Source organism: Dyadobacter luteus, assembly GCF_003383615.1.
Classification (GTDB): Bacteria; Bacteroidota; Bacteroidia; order Cytophagales; family Spirosomataceae; genus Dyadobacter; species Dyadobacter luteus.
In genome coordinates this window covers 107,008-122,866 of record NZ_QNUL01000004.1, presented here as the reverse complement: position 1 = coordinate 122,866, position 15,859 = coordinate 107,008, and the positions used below count along the sequence as shown (strand labels likewise).

Sequence of the window (15,859 nt, the reverse complement as noted above, 5' to 3'; positions counted from 1 at the left end):
TTTATTTAATCAACTTTTAATTAATAAATTAATAATTATCGCGAATAAATTAACTACAATTTACACAGTAATGACCATTATCCCCTGCAATTAGTATTAGCGGGCAAACACACTAAACATATGTTGTCTTCAACTTACAGCAAGCTATAAAAGTTGTCAGGCATCATTTTTATAGTATTTCCTTTGAACTAAACTACCAGAATCATGGAAAATATAACAATGCCGGCTGACCATAAGCAGGTAATTTTTACCGATAAGAATGGCACCAGAAGAGAGGGGATTTACAGAGAAATTTTAAAGTCCTTTGTTGACACTTCTAATGGAAAAGGAACGGATGATCTGGCAAATATTTTCCCGCAACATCAAATTACACATTGGGAATATGTCGACCACGATAAAAACCCCAATGCTGACATCATGGTAATTTTATAGCTTTTCAAATCCTGTTTTGGTATGAAACATGATATTTTGTTAACTATAGTTTTATTACAAATGTAACTATCAGTTTAAAAGTTATAATATTCCGAAATATCAGATCGTTTTGTTTAATTATGGAATTAAAAATCAAATTAAATTGACTAATAAATAATAAACTTAAAAATAGTGGCTAAATTTGCATCAAATGATCCACATAGAACTATCTTAAAAAATGAAAAGTAAAACCATCAAGTTTTTCACTCCTCAGGAAAATGCTCCTGAAGTTGCTAAGTCAAAAGCTAAATCGAAAGAAGCTCCAACAGGTTACATTTCGGCTGCCGGTAAGTTGGTATTTCCAACTGCATCTCTTGCTGAACTTGAAATAACTGCAGAATCTGCTCATTTCAAAATTGGTACTCAGGAAGGAAAAAGAAAATTGAAATCTCTTTATCTTCTTCCATCTGAAGAACAAAATGACACCTTTGCTTTTGAAAAAGCGGGAAGAGGTTATGTTATTCCATTGGCATTTATTTTAAAGAAAGGTGGTATTGATTTCGATAACACTAAATATACTTTTAGTATAGATTCGTTTACTTACGAAGAAGGTGTGAACGGCTTCGAGCTTACTTTGATCAGCTCTGCTCCAAAACCGGAATATACAGGAAAGCCACGTGGCCGTAAAAAGGCAGTTGTTGCTACTGAGCAATAATAATGACGGGAACTGTGAATTAGTCGCATTTCCCTGATTCCTTTTAGAGACGATATCTTCGTGAATAATGCTCTGAATCTATTTCAGAATTCAGGATATTATCATTCCCACGATACAGTCAGTTACTAATTGAAAAGAGCAAGTAAAATGTTACTGGTAACATTTTACTTGCTCTTTTATCTTCTTTGAATCAGGCAGGTTTTATCCTGCGACTTCGTGCTAATCGTTGCGACGTCGTTCGCCTGATCTTCTTTGTTCCATTTCCTTTTTGTAAACTTCCTGCTGTTCCGGAGTGAGTACTTTATTTACCGCCGTATTATAGGCTTCCATGGATGCTCTCATTTTCTCCCTATCCGGTGTACCGCTCTCCCTCATCTCAGTCATTTGCTTCACCCTTTCCAGATTAAGCGTATAAATCTGCTTTTGCTGATCATCATTAAGCTTAAGACTTTCTGTCAATGATTTCGTTTGCGCTTCTGCCCGCTGCTCTGGTGTCCTGTTGTCATTAGGGCGCTGCGCGTAGGAGGTTAATCCAGCAAAAGTTAAAACAGTTGCAATCAATACTTTCTTCATGGTTCTAAAATTTAGGTACTGTGCTTAGAGCTGAAATAAATACGAAGGTTTAATGGCAGCAAATGATTATTAAGTTATCTTAAAATTAAACTATGAATAAAACATTTTGGCAGCCATAGCAATGACAATAGCACAGGTATAACTCATTAGTGTTCCGACCAGTACGTATTCGGATTTCTTGCTGATGTATGCTGGCGGGATATCGCCACTTGCATTTTTGTCATTGTAACGCAGTAAAGATTTGGCTGCAATCAGAAAACCAATTGCCGAAAATTGACCAACGATTACAAAAATGAATATCAGCAGCCGTTCAGTAATTCCGATCCATCGGCCTGCATTTGCCAGATTATCGTTTGCATCTGGCATCAATATACTCAGTTCGTCCCTCCATGGTTTGGTCAGAATTCCAACCAGAAAGGAGACCGGACTCAGACACAACAAAGCTCCTGACAATTGCGCCAGTACTTTGGGTGAGTACAGCCATGCTCCAAATAAATCTGAACTTACTGTGAATGTACTGGTGAGTAAAACTGCTACCAAAGCAATTGTAAGAATATGAGCAATTTGATCAACCACAAACCCGACTGCAGACCCTTTCTTATCTAATTCAATTTTAGCAATATCAACAATGGTATGTATCACACCAACTACCAAAGCTGGCAGCGGATTGGACCAATGACCTAAAAATACATACGAAGAGATTGTTACAACTCCTGCATGCATATATAGGTACGGCGACCGAAATGACCTGTCTCTTTTGTCCTGTACCCATTTTGTAGGTTGCCAGTAAAAGTCAGATAATATATGGGCCAACAGTAACAGCAGGAATTCTTTCATTGTTCTTCTTTAAGATATAAATCTATTTGCTCCGGGAATGCTTCAAGTACGCTTTTTACCGCCCACCATTTTGCAGATGAAAGCCTTTGACTTACAGCCGATTGACTTATAGACAACTGCCCTGCAATTTCGGTTACATTTCCTGTCCGAAGGATGGCTGCAACTACCTCACTTTGCGCTACAGTCCAGTCCTCAATAATTGCTTCCAGTAAATTCAGTGTTGCATCAAGAACAACGGACGATACCGGAAGGGCGATGCCAATTCTGGCCTTATGCTCCCGGATATGATCCGCCAAATGCCCCGACAAACGGAAGGCTTCACCATCCGAAGTACCCGCGCGTGTTGTCATTTCTTCCCCATCCCCGATACCGATTGCAATTCGCAAATCCGTATTTTTATGATTTTTGCGAAAAAGTGCCCTGGCCAGTATAGCCATTTCCAAAGCATCTGCCGGCGACTGCAATACAGCCTGAAAGCTGTCCCCTCTGTAAATTTCAGGCGGCAGAATCCAGTTAAAACCAGGATGTAAGCTTAGATCTGCCACCAGGTCATATAGCCATCTGATCACATCAGGTCGCGGAAACCTGGTGGAATTCACCATATCGGCAATAACAACTGCAATCATGTTCAACAGGTTTATATCTTGCGGATAAATATAAGATAAAAACCTTATAATTGATACATATAAGCAAAAAGACTTATATAAAAATCAAATAAGCTTAATAACTTATAATTCTTTACCTGCCAACAACTCGTGAACCAGTTCAGTCCACTCCTCTTTTAATGAGCCTCTGAAAACTTTTGCTCCCGCACGACGGTACCAATAACCAGCATTCCACTCATCCCCTTCCACCCGATGAAGATATGCATGCAAACGATCATACCCCCTTGTGCCTTCACGGCTTTGTGCAATATTATGAGCTGCTTCCCAATCGCCCTTTCCATCATACCATAAAGCCTGAAGCAAAACCGGCAGCTCCGCCGGCAGTGTATCCAAAGAAAGGGATTGAGTAAATTGTTCGAAAGTCATCATTAAATCAAATAATACAGTTAAAAGAAGCTGCACAAGATGCAAAAAAACCAAGATACATAAAAATTCCACGGGGCAATTGTATGTTCTCCCGAATGGCTGCATCAACACGGATTCTTTATATTTTTCATTGTATATTGTAACACTGATTATATTTATAAACCAACACCATATGATAAGACGACTATCAACGGTAATGGCTTTTCTAACAGTAAGTGTACTGTCTTACGGGCAGGAAACTTTCCCAAGAAACGGAGCTTACGATGAGCGCTCCGGCCGTTACGCATTCACCAACGCCAACATTGTAGTAGACTCAAAAACTACAATCCAAAATGGAACACTTCTCATTGAAAACGGGCTGATCAAAGAAGTAAACAAACAAGTAAAAATCCCTTCCGGAACCGTTGTTATTGACCTGAAAGGCAAGTACATCTATCCTTCTCTGATTGATCTTGATTCAGATTACGGTATGCCAGATGTAAAAACCGAACGCAGAGCAGGCGGCGGCAGAGCTACTCCGCAGCTGGAATCAAATAAAAAAGGAGCCTTTGGCTGGAATCAGGCCATTCAACCTGAAAACGAGGCTGCTACTCTTTTCACACCGGATGCAAGAAAAGCAGAAGACCTTCGTAAAATCGGGTTTGGTACTGTACTGAGTCACTCCCACGACGGTATCGTAAGAGGAAGCGGCGCACTTCTGACGCTCACAGATGAATCCGCCAACAAGGCAATCATTAATGGAAAAGCATCTTCGCACTTCTCTTTCAGCAAAGGAACCTCAACGCAGACATATCCTTCTTCAGGAATGGGCATTGTGGCTTTGCTTCGTCAGAATTATTATGATGCAGACTGGTATGGCAAAAGCGGAAAAACACAAGAAAAAAATCTTTCGCTTGATGCATTCAATAGCCTGAAAGGCTTGCCATCGATTTTTGAAACGAATGATAAGTATAGTGTACTTCGTGCCGACAAAATCGGTGACGAATTCGGAATACAATATATTATTCGCGGTGGCGGAGATGAATACCAGCGACTGGATGAAATCAAAGCAACAAAAGCGCCATTGATTCTGCCTTTGCAATTCCCCGAAGCTTATGACGTAGCTGATCCATGGGATGCCGATCTGGTAAGTATCACGCAACTTAAGCATTGGGAACTTGCACCTAAAAATGCTTCAGAAGTAGCTAAGGCTTCCATACCATTTGCTTTCACGATAGCAGGCATCAAAAACAAAGGTGATTTCTGGAAAAACCTGAGAACAGCCATTGAATATGGATTGCCAAAGGAGAAAGCACTGGAAGCATTGACCAGCGTTCCTGCAAGTTTAATCAAAGCTGAAGGACAGGTAGGAAGTCTGAAAGCCGGATTACTTGCTAACTTCCTGATTACGTCAACCGATCTTTTCAGCAAGGATAATATCATCTATGAAAACTGGGTACAAGGCAAAAAATTCATTGTTGCTCCTCTGAATGCTACAGATATTCGCGGAACTTACGCTTTGTCTATCAACAATCAGCCGACTGGTAAAATCCAGATCTCAGGAACTGTAGAAAAACCAGAGTATAAGGTGATTCTTCAGGATACTGTAAAAATTACTCTTAAAGCTGTATTGACAAATGAACTGCTGACAATCACTTATCAGCCTGATAAGAAACGTCAGGAAAATGTTCGTCTGACAGGCTGGTTTACAGGGAAAGGTCTTACCGGTGAGGGCGTGCTTCCTAATGGAAACGTAGTTCCCTGGTCAGCATCACTTTCTGAAAAATATACCGCAACAGCACCTAAAGATTCCGCTGCTAAAAAACTGGCAGAAACAGGCAAAATCGTCTATCCGTTCACCGGATTCGGAAACGAGGAGCTTCCAAAAGCTGAAACTGTACTGATCAAAAATGCAACGGTTTGGACCAACGAAAAAGAAGGTATCCTGCAAGGCACCGACGTATTGGTACAAAACGGTAAAATCGCTAAAATCGGCAAATCGCTTTCGGCACCATCAGGCGCTAAAACAGTAGACGGTACAGGCAAACACCTTACAACTGGTATCATTGACGAACACTCACATATCGCATTGTTTACCATCAATGAAGGCGGACAAACCAGCTCTGCGGAGGTAAGAATGAGTGATGTGATCAACCCTGATGACGTCAATATTTACCGTCAGCTTGCTGGTGGTGTTACCACTTCCCATCTGCTTCACGGATCTGCCAACTCAATTGGAGGACAAAGCGCATTGATCAAATTGAAATGGGGAGCTAACCAGTCAGAAATGCTGATTCCTCAGGCAAAAACGATCAAATTTGCACTTGGAGAAAACGTAAAACAATCCAACTGGGGTGACGTGGCACGCGTACGTTTCCCGCAAACCCGAATGGGTGTGGAGCAGGTATTCTATGATCATTTTATCAGAGCAAAAGAATACGCGCAAAACTGGAAAACTTTCAACGCTAAAAAAACTGGCACAGCACCAAGAAGAGACCTGGAACTGGATGCATTGGCTGAAATTCTTGCCAGTGAAAGATTCATTACCTGCCACTCTTATGTACAGTCGGAGATCAATATGCTGATGAGCGTTGCAGATTCTTTGAAATTTAAGATCAACACATTTACCCACATTCTGGAAGGTTACAAGCTGGCTGACAAAATGCAGGAAAGAGGTATCGGCGGATCAACCTTTGCCGACTGGTGGGCATATAAAATGGAGGTGAAAGAAGCCATTCCTTACAATGCTGCGCTGATGTACCATGAAGGCGTAACGGTTGCCATCAACTCGGATGATGCTGAAATGGCGCGCAGATTAAACCAGGAAGCAGCTAAAACCGTCACTTACGGAGGTGTCCCTGAAGAAGATGCATGGAAAATGGTAACACTTAACCCTGCAAAATTGCTTCGTGTAGACGACAAACTGGGAAGTGTGAAAGCTGGAAAAGACGCCGACCTTGTTTTATGGAATGCGAATCCGCTTTCGGTTTATGCACGTCCTGAATTTACAATGATCGAAGGTACAGTTTACTTTGATCGCAAAAAGGATGAAGATAAGCAGAAAACAATGGCTGTAGAGCGCGAAAGACTGATTCAGAAAATGCTCAGTGATAAGGCAGAAGGCAAACCTACACAACGCCCGCAGGGAGCACAACCAAGAATGTGGCATTGCGAGGATATCGTAGGAGTTCATGCTGAACATGCAGAGGAAAAATAAGCAATGGATCAGGAACAGGTTTTTCAAAAAATCTTCCCGTTAATTTCAAAACAATGACAAAAAAGAAAAACAATATATTCAACCGGGCGGTTTTGGCGGCAATGGTGGCTGTAACAGCACATTTTGCCCATGCTCAGAACCCGGCTCCGGCAGCACCACAGACCAAACCGATCGTACTGACCGGCGCGACGATCCACACCGGCAACGGACAGGTGATCGAAAATGGTGTGATCGCTTTTGACAAAGGGATCATTACACAGGTAGGACCTGCAGGTTCGGGAAATACTTCAGGTGCGGAGGTAATTGATGTTAAAGGAAAGCACATTTTCCCCGGTATCATTTCACTCAACACTACAGTTGGTATTCAGGAGATTGCATCGGTACGCGCCACGCTGGATTTCAATGAAATAGGTGAGATAAATCCACATATCAGATCTCTTGTAGCCTATAATACAGATTCAGAAGTGATTCCAACGCTGAGAGGCAATGGAATTTTGCTCTCTCAGGCTGTTCCACAGGGAGGTATTGTTTCAGGCTCATCTTCTGTTTTTTATACAGATGGATGGAATTGGGAAGATGCTGTGCTGAAAAAAGATGATGGTATCTGGATCAACTGGCCTTCATTTCTGGCAAGAAGCTTCAACTTTGAAGATTTCTCTGTAACCATGAAACGCAACGAGAAGCGCCAGGAAGTGATCGACAAATTCAGTGGTGTATTCGCTGATGCAAAAGCGTATGCTGACCTGAAAGATCCTTCACCTATAAATCTTCGCCTGGCAGCTATGAAACCTTTGTTCAATGGCTCTGCTAATCTGTACATCCGTGCTGATTATGCGAAAGACATTGTTGAGTCGGTTAAATTCGCCAAGGCTGCAGGTGTACAAAAAATCGTGATCGTTGGTGGAGATGAGTCTTACAAGGTAGCTGCATTTTTGAAAGAAAATCAGATTCCGGTAGTACTTAATCCAACACACAGACTGCCGGGCCGTGTGGATGAAAATGTATATCTGCCTTACGAACTACCAGGTTTGCTTCATAAAGCAGGTGTAAAAGTCGCTGTAACCTATGCAGACGAATGGTGGAGAACACGGAACCTGGCATTTCTGGCAGGTACTTCTTCAGGATTCGGAAACATAAGCAGCGAAGAAGCGCTACAGTTTATTACCCGCAACGCAGCTGAAATCATCGGCGCCGACAAGCAAATAGGTACGCTCGAAAAAGGTAAACATGCTTCTTTCCTTGTATCTCAGGGCGATATCCTGGATATGCGTGGCAATGACGTGGAGATGGTTTTCATCAAAGGTGGAAAGGTTAATCTTGACGATAAGCAAAAACGTCTTTACGAAAAGTATAAAGATAAATATGGCAAAAAATAAAGCCATTGAAGTAAAAAAGGCGCGTCCCGGCAGAGAGTATCTGTCGGGACGCGCCTTTTTACAACTTACTAAAATCTATTTGATAAGGTAAATCCCCTCATCTGCGATGCGGACAATACCTTGCTTGTAAAGTCCTCCAATTGCCTTCTTAAATACTTTTTTACTGATCTGGAAAACTCTGTAAATATCCTCAGGTGAACTTGTATCAGACAAATTCAGAAAACCACCGGCCCTTTTCAGCTCAGACAAAATCTGCTGCGCACTCGGTTCAATATGCTCCCCCCCTGCTTTTTGTAAGCTGATGTCCAGCTTATTTTCAGGACGAATCTTTTTTACATAACCTTTGAGAGAATCTCCTGGTTTCAGATCTCTGAATACTTCGTTGTGATAGATCAATCCTTTGTGATATTGGTTTACAATAGCATTGTAGCCTAAATCTGTTTTCTGCCATACGAGTAAATCCACTTCATCCCCCTCCTGAACCGTCAGTCTTTCATTTTCCAGAAAACGGTCAATTTTTGTCGAGGCGATCAAGCGTGAAGACTTATTGTCCAGATACAGGAATACCACATGCCATTCACCCAATTTCATAGGAACGCTTTGCTCGCGGAAAGGAACAAAAAGATCTTTAATCAGCCCCCAATCCATAAAAGCACCATATTCAGAAATGTCTTTCACTTCCAGGAAAGCAAATTCGTTACGAATAATTTTAGGTGTTTCTGTAGTTGCCACTGGTCTGTCTTCAGAATCCAGATAAACGAAAACCCGGATCGTGTCCCCCACCTGCATTTCGTCGGTCAGGTACTGGTTCGGCAAAAGCACTTCTTCGCCTTCGACCTCACTTAAAAACATTCCGACACTTGTCACCCTCTCAATTGTGAGAAGATTATATTTTCCTATAAAAAGCATTTCCTTTTCCTATGTTAAGCTGCAAAGGTAGCAGTTTAGCGGTTAGAATCATTGTTCATCCCCCATGTCATCTCTGTTCTCTCCGCGTTCTTTCTCTTTAGAGCGGTTCAAACGGTACGAAAAAGTTACAATGAACTGCCTTGCACGCCACTGAAATTCAGATTTGGAATAGTAGCCCTCGTTTTCAACGATACGTCTCTGCATTCTTGAATTCATCAAATCCCTTACACTAGCTGTTATTGTCCCTCTGCCTTTCAGAATATCCCTTGATAAACCAAGATCGATAAAATATTGAGATAGGTCTCTTCCCTGGGTTGTCTTGCGGGGAGCACGGTAATTAAATGATGACTGAAAATCGATATTTTTAAACAGAGTAACTCTGGATGAAATCCGGCCTGTCCATGTGTACGTATCACTACGCAATACCCTGTCAGCATAAACCCCTTCATTCACAGCTCTGAAAAGGTTGGCATTAGCAGTCCACTTCCACCAGTTAAATGGGTCATAGGTAAGATTAAATTCCATACCGTAGGCATTTCCGGTGGAAAGATTGACCGGCATAATACGGGTAAATCCAGTGGAGTCAACAGTTGTAATATTTTCAACAACCCCGAGCCGACGGCGATAATAAACACTTGACAGCAGCGATCCTTTTTCCATATTCAGCAAATGACCCGCCTCCAGAGAGTGTGTAAATTCCGGGTTGAGCAACGGATTTCCGGAGCGGAAAACTCTTGAATCGCTAAAACTAGAGAACGGTAGCAAGTCCCGAAAACCAGGACGGCTTAGCCTGTAACTATAGCTAAGTTGCAGGGTCTGGGCATCTTCCAATTTATAGGATAAATGAAGACTTGGAAAAAGATTGAAGTATTTGCGGTGATTGACCTCATTGGTCTTTTTCAGCTCTGTCAAAATATCTGAATATTCCCCACGTAAACCACCCTGGACAAAGAATTTCCCAAACTGATTACTTGCCATCAGATAGGCGGCATGAATTTTCTCATCGTAAGCCAGCCTGTTATCGAAATCCGGAAGAATAATCCAGTTCATCTGTGCATTTTGCTGATGTACCGAAAAGTCATTATCCAGCAACCTTGTACTGCTCTTCAAACCTGCTTCCAACTTACCGTTTTTCGCGAAAGGATGGATGTAATCAAGCTGAAACAGCCAGTTTTTCTCATCTTCTGTATTGAATGAGCGTTGCACAAGACTATTTCCTTCTCCTATACTTCCCTCATTATATCTTGATGCCTCGGTTTCATCACTGATAATATATTTGGCATCAAAGCTAAGGCTCTGCCCCTTTTTATCAAAAGTCTTTCTGTAGCTCAGTGCAGCTTCAACATTGGTTCTTGGCTCGTTTTCTTCTTCTGTTCTTACAACAGTTCTTGTCAGATTATTATTGAAATCAAAATCTTTGTATTCCAGTCTGGAGCTATTGGAATTTTGAGAATTACGGTAGGAAAGTGTACCTGTGAGCGTATTGTGCTTGTTAAAAAAGTAATCCATTCCTACCGTGAAGTTATTGGAATATCCTCCACGTGTTCTGTCTGTTTTTTGCTCGTACACAAAGCTTGTATCCGCACTTGTATATTCCTGCCGGGAGCTGCCACGTCCGGGGCCCTCCCGATAAAGGTGCCCATAACTGGCAATCAGGTTGATTTTCTCCTTGCGATAATTAATATTAAACGAACCTCCAAGATTAGCAGGATAGCCCGCGGTCCCGGTAAATGATCCGTTGAGACCATACCGGATATTTTTTTTCATTACAATATTGAGAATACCCACTTCTCCTTCCGCATCATATCGTGACGAAGGATTGGTGATAATTTCAATACTTTCGATCAAATCACTTGGTATCTGTTTGAGAGCTTCCACAGGATTCATCCCCACCATTCCGGACTGCTTTCCATCAATCAAAATCCGTACGTTACCGCTTCCCCGAAGAGCCACGTTCCCATCTACATCTACGGTCACAGACGGCATATTGTTAAGGACATCCGAAGCACTTCCGCCTATATTACTAAGATCTTTTCCGATATTAAAAACCCTTTTATCCAGTTGTAGCTCCATCTGGCTTTTCTCGCCTTTTACAACGAGCTCGTCCAGCACTTTTGCATCAGCTTTAAGAGAAATAGTCCCCAGATCCACATTGCCGGATACGACCTTAACATTGGGGACAATTTTCTCGGCCATAGCGAGATAGGAGATTCTCAGATAATAATTACCGGGCTTGGCAGGTATCTTAAAAACACCATTTTCGTCAGATGCCAGGCCACCTGCTAACGTAGAGTCGGCACTTTTAAATAAGGCTACGTTGGCAAACAGGACAGGATTTTTATCGGCGTCCAGTAATTTTCCGGAGATAATGGCATCCTGTTGTGCATACAACTTAGAAAATGACAGGATAACGAAGGTCAGGGGTAGCAAAAGGATTTTCATAACGAATCAATTTTTTGCGCATTCCATTCACATTGAGATTGGAATACATCAGAAATTAAGTCGTTTGGACAGGAAAGTGCCGGTAAGGTTTAATGAAATTCAAAGAAACTTTAAAAATAATATAATATATGATCCAACAAAGTATATACAGACATGGTCAGGATTCTTCCAAAATCTGGGCTTTATCAGAGGAAAGTGTGAGATTTCGTGCCTTCTCCAATGACTCAAAAGTACCCACGTCTACCCAATACTCACCTTCCTGCAAGGGTATCGACACAACATTAAGCCCTTTTGCGAGCGCTGTTTGAACAAGCTCCCAGCCCTCCATCGGTGAGTCCCTGGAAATAAGATCATATACTTTTTTATTAAACAGATACACTCCACTGCTAATCAAGAACCTCAAATCAGGCTTTTCTTCCAAGCGAACCACTTTCCCGTTCTGGTCAGCCACGATTACTCCCCATGGTAACTTTACGGTCTCAGAAGTAGTAAGTATTAGTAAATCTGCATCTTGTTTAACAAATGCTGAAAGTAATCTATCTATTTTGAAGTTGCTGAATACATCTCCGTTGATTATCAGAAAAGTACCTTTTTCCCAATCTTGCCTCAAAACCAATGCCCCTATACTTCCACTCGGCCTATCTTCCCTGATATAATCCAGCTGAGCACCAAATTGAGAACCACATTTAAGCTCGTTGATAATCTGATCGGCCAGATATCCCACAGAAATGTGGGCTGATTTAAACCCGGATGCTATAAGGTGCTCCAATAGATGTACTATCACAGGCTTCCCTTGCACTTCAACCAATGCTTTGGGTCTATTCTCAGTCAGACTTTTCAGCCTGGATCCCTTGCCCCCAGCCATGATTACAACATTAATATTATCGTTAGATGAGTGTGGTGTCATAGATTTCAAACAATTTAAGGCAATCATCGGCGATTAAACTCACGCACAAGAGAGCCTACTTTTTCTAATTGCCCATCTGTGATAGAGGTGGAGCATGGCAGCATCACGCCTCTGTCAGAAATAATTTTAGAATTATTATTCTGCGAAATGTATATGTCCTTGGAAAATATCGGTAACTCGTGAATTGGTAACCATACTGGTCTGGATTCAACTCTGTTATTTCCTAAAAACCTGATCAGCTCGCGGCTATTCCTTACCAACGTCACAAAATGCCAGTGATTCGAATCTGTACCGGCTTCAATTCTCTGAATTTGATCTGCCTGTAAATCAAGTTCATTGCAATAGAAATTATAAACCTTCTTCTTAACTGCAATAAATCTCTCCAATTGCTCCATCTGAGCAGCACCTATTGCGGCCAGAGGATTTACCAACCTATAATTATACCCCAAATCAGAATGGTGATATTCAATACCAGGGCTTTTAGCCTGTGTTATTAAAAAGCGCACTTTTTTTGCAATTTGCTCATCATCTGTAAGTACTGCCCCTCCTCCTCCTGTTGTAATTATTTTATTACTATTAAAACTAATCGTGCCCATTATACCAAATGTGCCGGAGTGTCGCCCATTTTGAACCGACCCAAGAGAACAAGCCGCATCCTCAATCACTGCAAGGTGGTACAGTTCTCCAATAGAAAGAAGTCGCTCCATGTCACACATATTTCCAAGCAGATGGACGGGAACTACAGCTCTGATCCTACGTCTCGTTTTTTTATGATAACAGTAACCATTCTCCAGATACGTCTCACTTTCCAGAAATTCGTTAAGTAGATCCAGATCCAATACCCACGAATCAGACTTAACGTCGATCAAAATCGGGTCCGCTTTCAAGAACTTTACCGCATTTGCCGTTGCCACAAAAGTCAGGTCAGGAACAAGAACCAGATCGCCTTCCTCCACACCCGCAATGATCAAAGCAATATGAAGAGCAGATGTACCGCTACTTACCCCAATCGCAAATCGGGAATTTGTAAAATCTGCCAGTTGTTGTTCGAACAAATTCAAAAATTCGCCCCCTGACAACCAGTTAGAGGCTATAGCCTGCCCGCTGTATTTGATCTCATTTCCATTAAGAAATGGCTCACACAAAGGTATTGAGCTTTCAGAATCAGACATTAGTATACTTAGAGCTAAAAGGTTGGGTAATAACTTTATTTCGCACCAGGTCAGCAATTTCTACTATGCCTTCCGGAACAGTTTTGGATATTTTAAAACCCATTACATCTCTTATCTTATCGAAATTGACCTTATAATCTCTTGGATCGGATACTACTTGATGATAACTCACTTCTAATGTTGGTACCACCTTTGCTATTTCTTCCATCAACATCTTTTTGGTGTAGTTTTGCGTAGAATCTCCGACATTGAAGGCCTGATTGTTGGTCACCAGTTTATCTGTAATAAGCGCGAGTTTGACAGAATTCGCAAGATCTGCTACATGGCAATATGGTCTCCAAAAATTTTCCCCATAAATCACCAATGGCTTAGAAGAAGCGGCGTCACGTGTAAACTCATTTACTGTAAGATCAAATCTGAGCCGCGGAGAAACTCCATAAACTGTTGAGAAACGCAAAATAACACGGGTGATATCATTATTCTCCTGGCTTAAAAGGTATTTTTCAAAGTTTACCTTTGTTTCCGAATATAGAGAAATTGGCCGTAGCTCATCCTTTTCATCTAACAGCTTAGACGAATCGGCCATAATACCATAATTACTGCATGTCGAAGCAAAAACAAACTTCTCAATACCAGCCTCTTCACAAAGTTCATACAAACGAACCGAAGCATCCCAATTTACTTTCAGAGCAAGCTCAGGGAACTTCTTACAAGGAGGTTCTCCGACTATCGCTGCAAGATGACAAACAAAACTTACACCATTAAGGGCAGTCCGAATATCATCATCGTTCAGGAGATCCCCTTTAATAAATTCAAAGTTAGCGTCACCCCAAAAACTCAGCATTGACTCTCCCCCGAATGTGAGATTATCCAGGACAACAACTTTGAATCCATCTGCTAATAAATTCTTTACCAATTCGGAGCCTATATATCCGGCACCTCCAGTAACTAAAACTTTTTTATTATACAAATTCTCCATTTACTTTCCGGTTACTTTAAAAAAGGACTTAACTAGTTCATTTACTATTATATCAGGAGACCATTCAGCTATAATTTTACTACCATTTTTCCCCCACTCATTAAATTTTTCTGTATGGTTCATCATTAAAATTACCTTTTCCAGAAGATCTTTTTCATCGTACGGATTAAACTGAAATCCATTGTGATTATCAATCACTAAATCCGCTGCACTTCCACAACGATCTGATACCAGAACTGGCATTGAATAAACCAATGCTTCGTTAGTAACAAATCCAAAAGGTTCAAATAAACTTGGTAACACGGCAACATCACCGAGGGTATACCTGATAGGAACTTCATACCATTCACATGGATCCATAAAAATTACAGAGTTATTTTTCAGGTCGGAAATCAGGTTGACCAATTTGGGTTTATATCCACCTTCTCCACTCAAAATTAGTCCCCAGCTTTGACCATTCCCGCTTATTTTTTGAGCTTCATTAAATGCTTTGATTAGTTTATCAAGATTTTTTCGCTCAACAAAACGACCTGCATAAACGAAGTTAAATTCCGGAAGTCCCATTTCCTTCTTTCTTTCATTGCGTAGCAGATACTCCGTCTGGTATATCGAGAGCAATGCATCATTATCAACCCCAACATTCCTGATACTTAATATCTTATCCCGTCCAACGCCTAGTTTAAGAGCATACTCCGCAGCCTTCGTCCCAAGGCATACCAAACCATCACAATTACTTAAAAACTTCTTTTTCAGATACTCCTTCCAGGGAATTCGCTGCCGGCTAATTTCATTACTTTCAAAATCCAGAACCAGTTTAACATTGTTCAACTTACAGTATACAAGAACAAACCAATAAGCCAGATCGTAATATCCATTCAGATAAATTACATCCGGCTTAAATGCTCTGACATGTGCCAGTACTCTGAATACTTTTTTAACAAGGCCTATGTCTTCAATAGCCTTTTCGGGGAATAAAACTTTGTAGGGATACTTGTGTACACTTAGATCGGTCTTAAGTGCCAGGCGGCTCCGTTCGCTATAGGCGAGTTGCAGAACAAAAAACTGTACATTTTTTGCAGATAAGCTTTCATGAATACCACAAAAAATTCTGGCCTTATAGTGTGACCAAAGAATGTTGTGTATAGCTAAAATTTTCATAAACTCGATAGTAGGATTTGTATAAATTCTACCATCAATATTTACAAATTTACAACTTACTCATTAGTAGCCTATAATGGTAAGTTGTAGAATGGGTAAACTAAACTTAAATGTTAAGAGGGCAAAATTGTAACCGCAATGTAAATAAATATT

Annotated in this window: 14 protein-coding genes; 4 read left to right on the top strand and 10 right to left on the bottom strand. The window is 41.1% G+C overall.

Annotated elements, in window-relative coordinates:
* Nucleotides 1-204 precede the first annotated feature (204 nt).
* Nucleotides 205-432, top strand: coding sequence for a hypothetical protein (locus tag DSL64_RS07250; RefSeq protein ID WP_115830010.1), 228 nt, complete (start codon nucleotides 205-207; stop codon nucleotides 430-432).
* A 217-nt stretch (nucleotides 433-649) separates the two neighbouring features.
* Nucleotides 650-1,126 carry a hypothetical protein gene (locus DSL64_RS07245; RefSeq protein WP_115830009.1) on the top strand — a complete coding sequence of 159 codons (477 nt, stop codon included), beginning with the start codon at nucleotides 650-652 and terminating at the stop codon, nucleotides 1,124-1,126.
* A 219-nt stretch (nucleotides 1,127-1,345) separates the two neighbouring features.
* Here the strand turns inward: DSL64_RS07245 and DSL64_RS07240 are convergent, their stop codons facing one another.
* The 4 genes from DSL64_RS07240 to DSL64_RS07225 all read right to left on the bottom strand — a co-directional run bounded on the left by DSL64_RS07240 (nucleotide 1,346) and on the right by DSL64_RS07225 (nucleotide 3,567).
* Complete coding sequence (locus DSL64_RS07240) at nucleotides 1,346-1,699, bottom strand: DUF4890 domain-containing protein (protein ID WP_115830008.1); 354 nt, start codon at nucleotides 1,697-1,699, stop codon at nucleotides 1,346-1,348.
* Between the two features lie 90 nt (nucleotides 1,700-1,789).
* Nucleotides 1,790-2,536 carry a DUF3307 domain-containing protein gene (locus tag DSL64_RS07235; protein ID WP_115830007.1) on the bottom strand — a complete coding sequence of 249 codons (747 nt, stop codon included), beginning with the start codon at nucleotides 2,534-2,536 and terminating at the stop codon, nucleotides 1,790-1,792.
* The gene (locus DSL64_RS07230; protein WP_115830006.1) at nucleotides 2,533-3,162 is read right to left on the bottom strand and encodes a hypothetical protein; all 630 of its coding nucleotides are present in this window, start codon (nucleotides 3,160-3,162) and stop codon (nucleotides 2,533-2,535) included. The genes DSL64_RS07235 and DSL64_RS07230 overlap by 4 nt, the downstream gene beginning before the upstream one ends.
* Nucleotides 3,163-3,264: 102 nt before the next feature.
* Entirely contained in the window at nucleotides 3,265-3,567 is a 303-nt protein-coding gene (locus tag DSL64_RS07225) for a hypothetical protein (protein WP_115830005.1), read from the bottom strand.
* Between the two features lie 172 nt (nucleotides 3,568-3,739).
* On the opposite strand from DSL64_RS07225, the gene DSL64_RS07220 reads away from it, so the two are divergent.
* Both DSL64_RS07220 and DSL64_RS07215 read left to right on the top strand, forming a co-directional pair.
* Nucleotides 3,740-6,763 carry an amidohydrolase family protein gene (locus tag DSL64_RS07220; protein ID WP_115830004.1) on the top strand — a complete coding sequence of 1,008 codons (3,024 nt, stop codon included), beginning with the start codon at nucleotides 3,740-3,742 and terminating at the stop codon, nucleotides 6,761-6,763.
* Nucleotides 6,764-6,816: 53 nt separating this feature from the next.
* Nucleotides 6,817-8,139 (top strand): amidohydrolase family protein, encoded by a 1,323-nt coding sequence (locus DSL64_RS07215; protein ID WP_115830003.1) that lies wholly within the window; start codon nucleotides 6,817-6,819, stop codon nucleotides 8,137-8,139.
* Nucleotides 8,140-8,214: 75 nt separating this feature from the next.
* Here DSL64_RS07215 and DSL64_RS07210 read toward each other — a convergent pair whose 3' ends face one another.
* The 6 genes from DSL64_RS07210 to DSL64_RS07185 all read right to left on the bottom strand — a co-directional run bounded on the left by DSL64_RS07210 (nucleotide 8,215) and on the right by DSL64_RS07185 (nucleotide 15,706).
* The gene (locus DSL64_RS07210; protein WP_115830002.1) at nucleotides 8,215-9,048 is read right to left on the bottom strand and encodes a CvfB family protein; all 834 of its coding nucleotides are present in this window, start codon (nucleotides 9,046-9,048) and stop codon (nucleotides 8,215-8,217) included.
* A gap of 48 nt (nucleotides 9,049-9,096) precedes the next feature.
* Complete coding sequence (locus DSL64_RS07205; RefSeq protein WP_115830001.1) at nucleotides 9,097-11,490, bottom strand: TonB-dependent receptor; 2,394 nt, start codon at nucleotides 11,488-11,490, stop codon at nucleotides 9,097-9,099.
* 157 nt (nucleotides 11,491-11,647) lie between these two features.
* The gene (locus DSL64_RS07200; RefSeq protein WP_158547892.1) at nucleotides 11,648-12,397 is read right to left on the bottom strand and encodes a sugar phosphate nucleotidyltransferase; all 750 of its coding nucleotides are present in this window, start codon (nucleotides 12,395-12,397) and stop codon (nucleotides 11,648-11,650) included.
* Between the two features lie 23 nt (nucleotides 12,398-12,420).
* Nucleotides 12,421-13,569, bottom strand: a complete 1,149-nt coding sequence (locus DSL64_RS07195) for an aminotransferase class I/II-fold pyridoxal phosphate-dependent enzyme (protein ID WP_115829999.1) — start codon at nucleotides 13,567-13,569, stop codon at nucleotides 12,421-12,423.
* Nucleotides 13,562-14,548, bottom strand: coding sequence for an NAD-dependent epimerase/dehydratase family protein (locus tag DSL64_RS07190; protein WP_115829998.1), 987 nt, complete (start codon nucleotides 14,546-14,548; stop codon nucleotides 13,562-13,564). Before DSL64_RS07190 ends, DSL64_RS07195 begins: the two co-directional genes overlap by 8 nt.
* Nucleotides 14,549-15,706 (bottom strand): glycosyltransferase family 4 protein, encoded by a 1,158-nt coding sequence (locus DSL64_RS07185; RefSeq protein WP_115829997.1) that lies wholly within the window; start codon nucleotides 15,704-15,706, stop codon nucleotides 14,549-14,551.
* Between the last annotated feature and the right edge of the window lie 153 nt (nucleotides 15,707-15,859).

Coding starts and splice junctions, on each gene's coding strand:
- DSL64_RS07250 (WP_115830010.1), top strand. CDS start 205: ATGGAAAATATAACAATGCCGGCTGACCATAAGCAGGTAATTTTTACC.
- DSL64_RS07245 (WP_115830009.1), top strand. CDS start 650: ATGAAAAGTAAAACCATCAAGTTTTTCACTCCTCAGGAAAATGCTCCT.
- DSL64_RS07240 (WP_115830008.1), bottom strand. CDS start 1,699: ATGAAGAAAGTATTGATTGCAACTGTTTTAACTTTTGCTGGATTAACC.
- DSL64_RS07235 (WP_115830007.1), bottom strand. CDS start 2,536: ATGAAAGAATTCCTGCTGTTACTGTTGGCCCATATATTATCTGACTTT.
- DSL64_RS07230 (WP_115830006.1), bottom strand. CDS start 3,162: ATGATTGCAGTTGTTATTGCCGATATGGTGAATTCCACCAGGTTTCCG.
- DSL64_RS07225 (WP_115830005.1), bottom strand. CDS start 3,567: ATGACTTTCGAACAATTTACTCAATCCCTTTCTTTGGATACACTGCCG.
- DSL64_RS07220 (WP_115830004.1), top strand. CDS start 3,740: ATGATAAGACGACTATCAACGGTAATGGCTTTTCTAACAGTAAGTGTA.
- DSL64_RS07215 (WP_115830003.1), top strand. CDS start 6,817: ATGACAAAAAAGAAAAACAATATATTCAACCGGGCGGTTTTGGCGGCA.
- DSL64_RS07210 (WP_115830002.1), bottom strand. CDS start 9,048: ATGCTTTTTATAGGAAAATATAATCTTCTCACAATTGAGAGGGTGACA.
- DSL64_RS07205 (WP_115830001.1), bottom strand. CDS start 11,490: ATGAAAATCCTTTTGCTACCCCTGACCTTCGTTATCCTGTCATTTTCT.
- DSL64_RS07200 (WP_158547892.1), bottom strand. CDS start 12,397: ATGACACCACACTCATCTAACGATAATATTAATGTTGTAATCATGGCT.
- DSL64_RS07195 (WP_115829999.1), bottom strand. CDS start 13,569: ATGTCTGATTCTGAAAGCTCAATACCTTTGTGTGAGCCATTTCTTAAT.
- DSL64_RS07190 (WP_115829998.1), bottom strand. CDS start 14,548: ATGGAGAATTTGTATAATAAAAAAGTTTTAGTTACTGGAGGTGCCGGA.
- DSL64_RS07185 (WP_115829997.1), bottom strand. CDS start 15,706: ATGAAAATTTTAGCTATACACAACATTCTTTGGTCACACTATAAGGCC.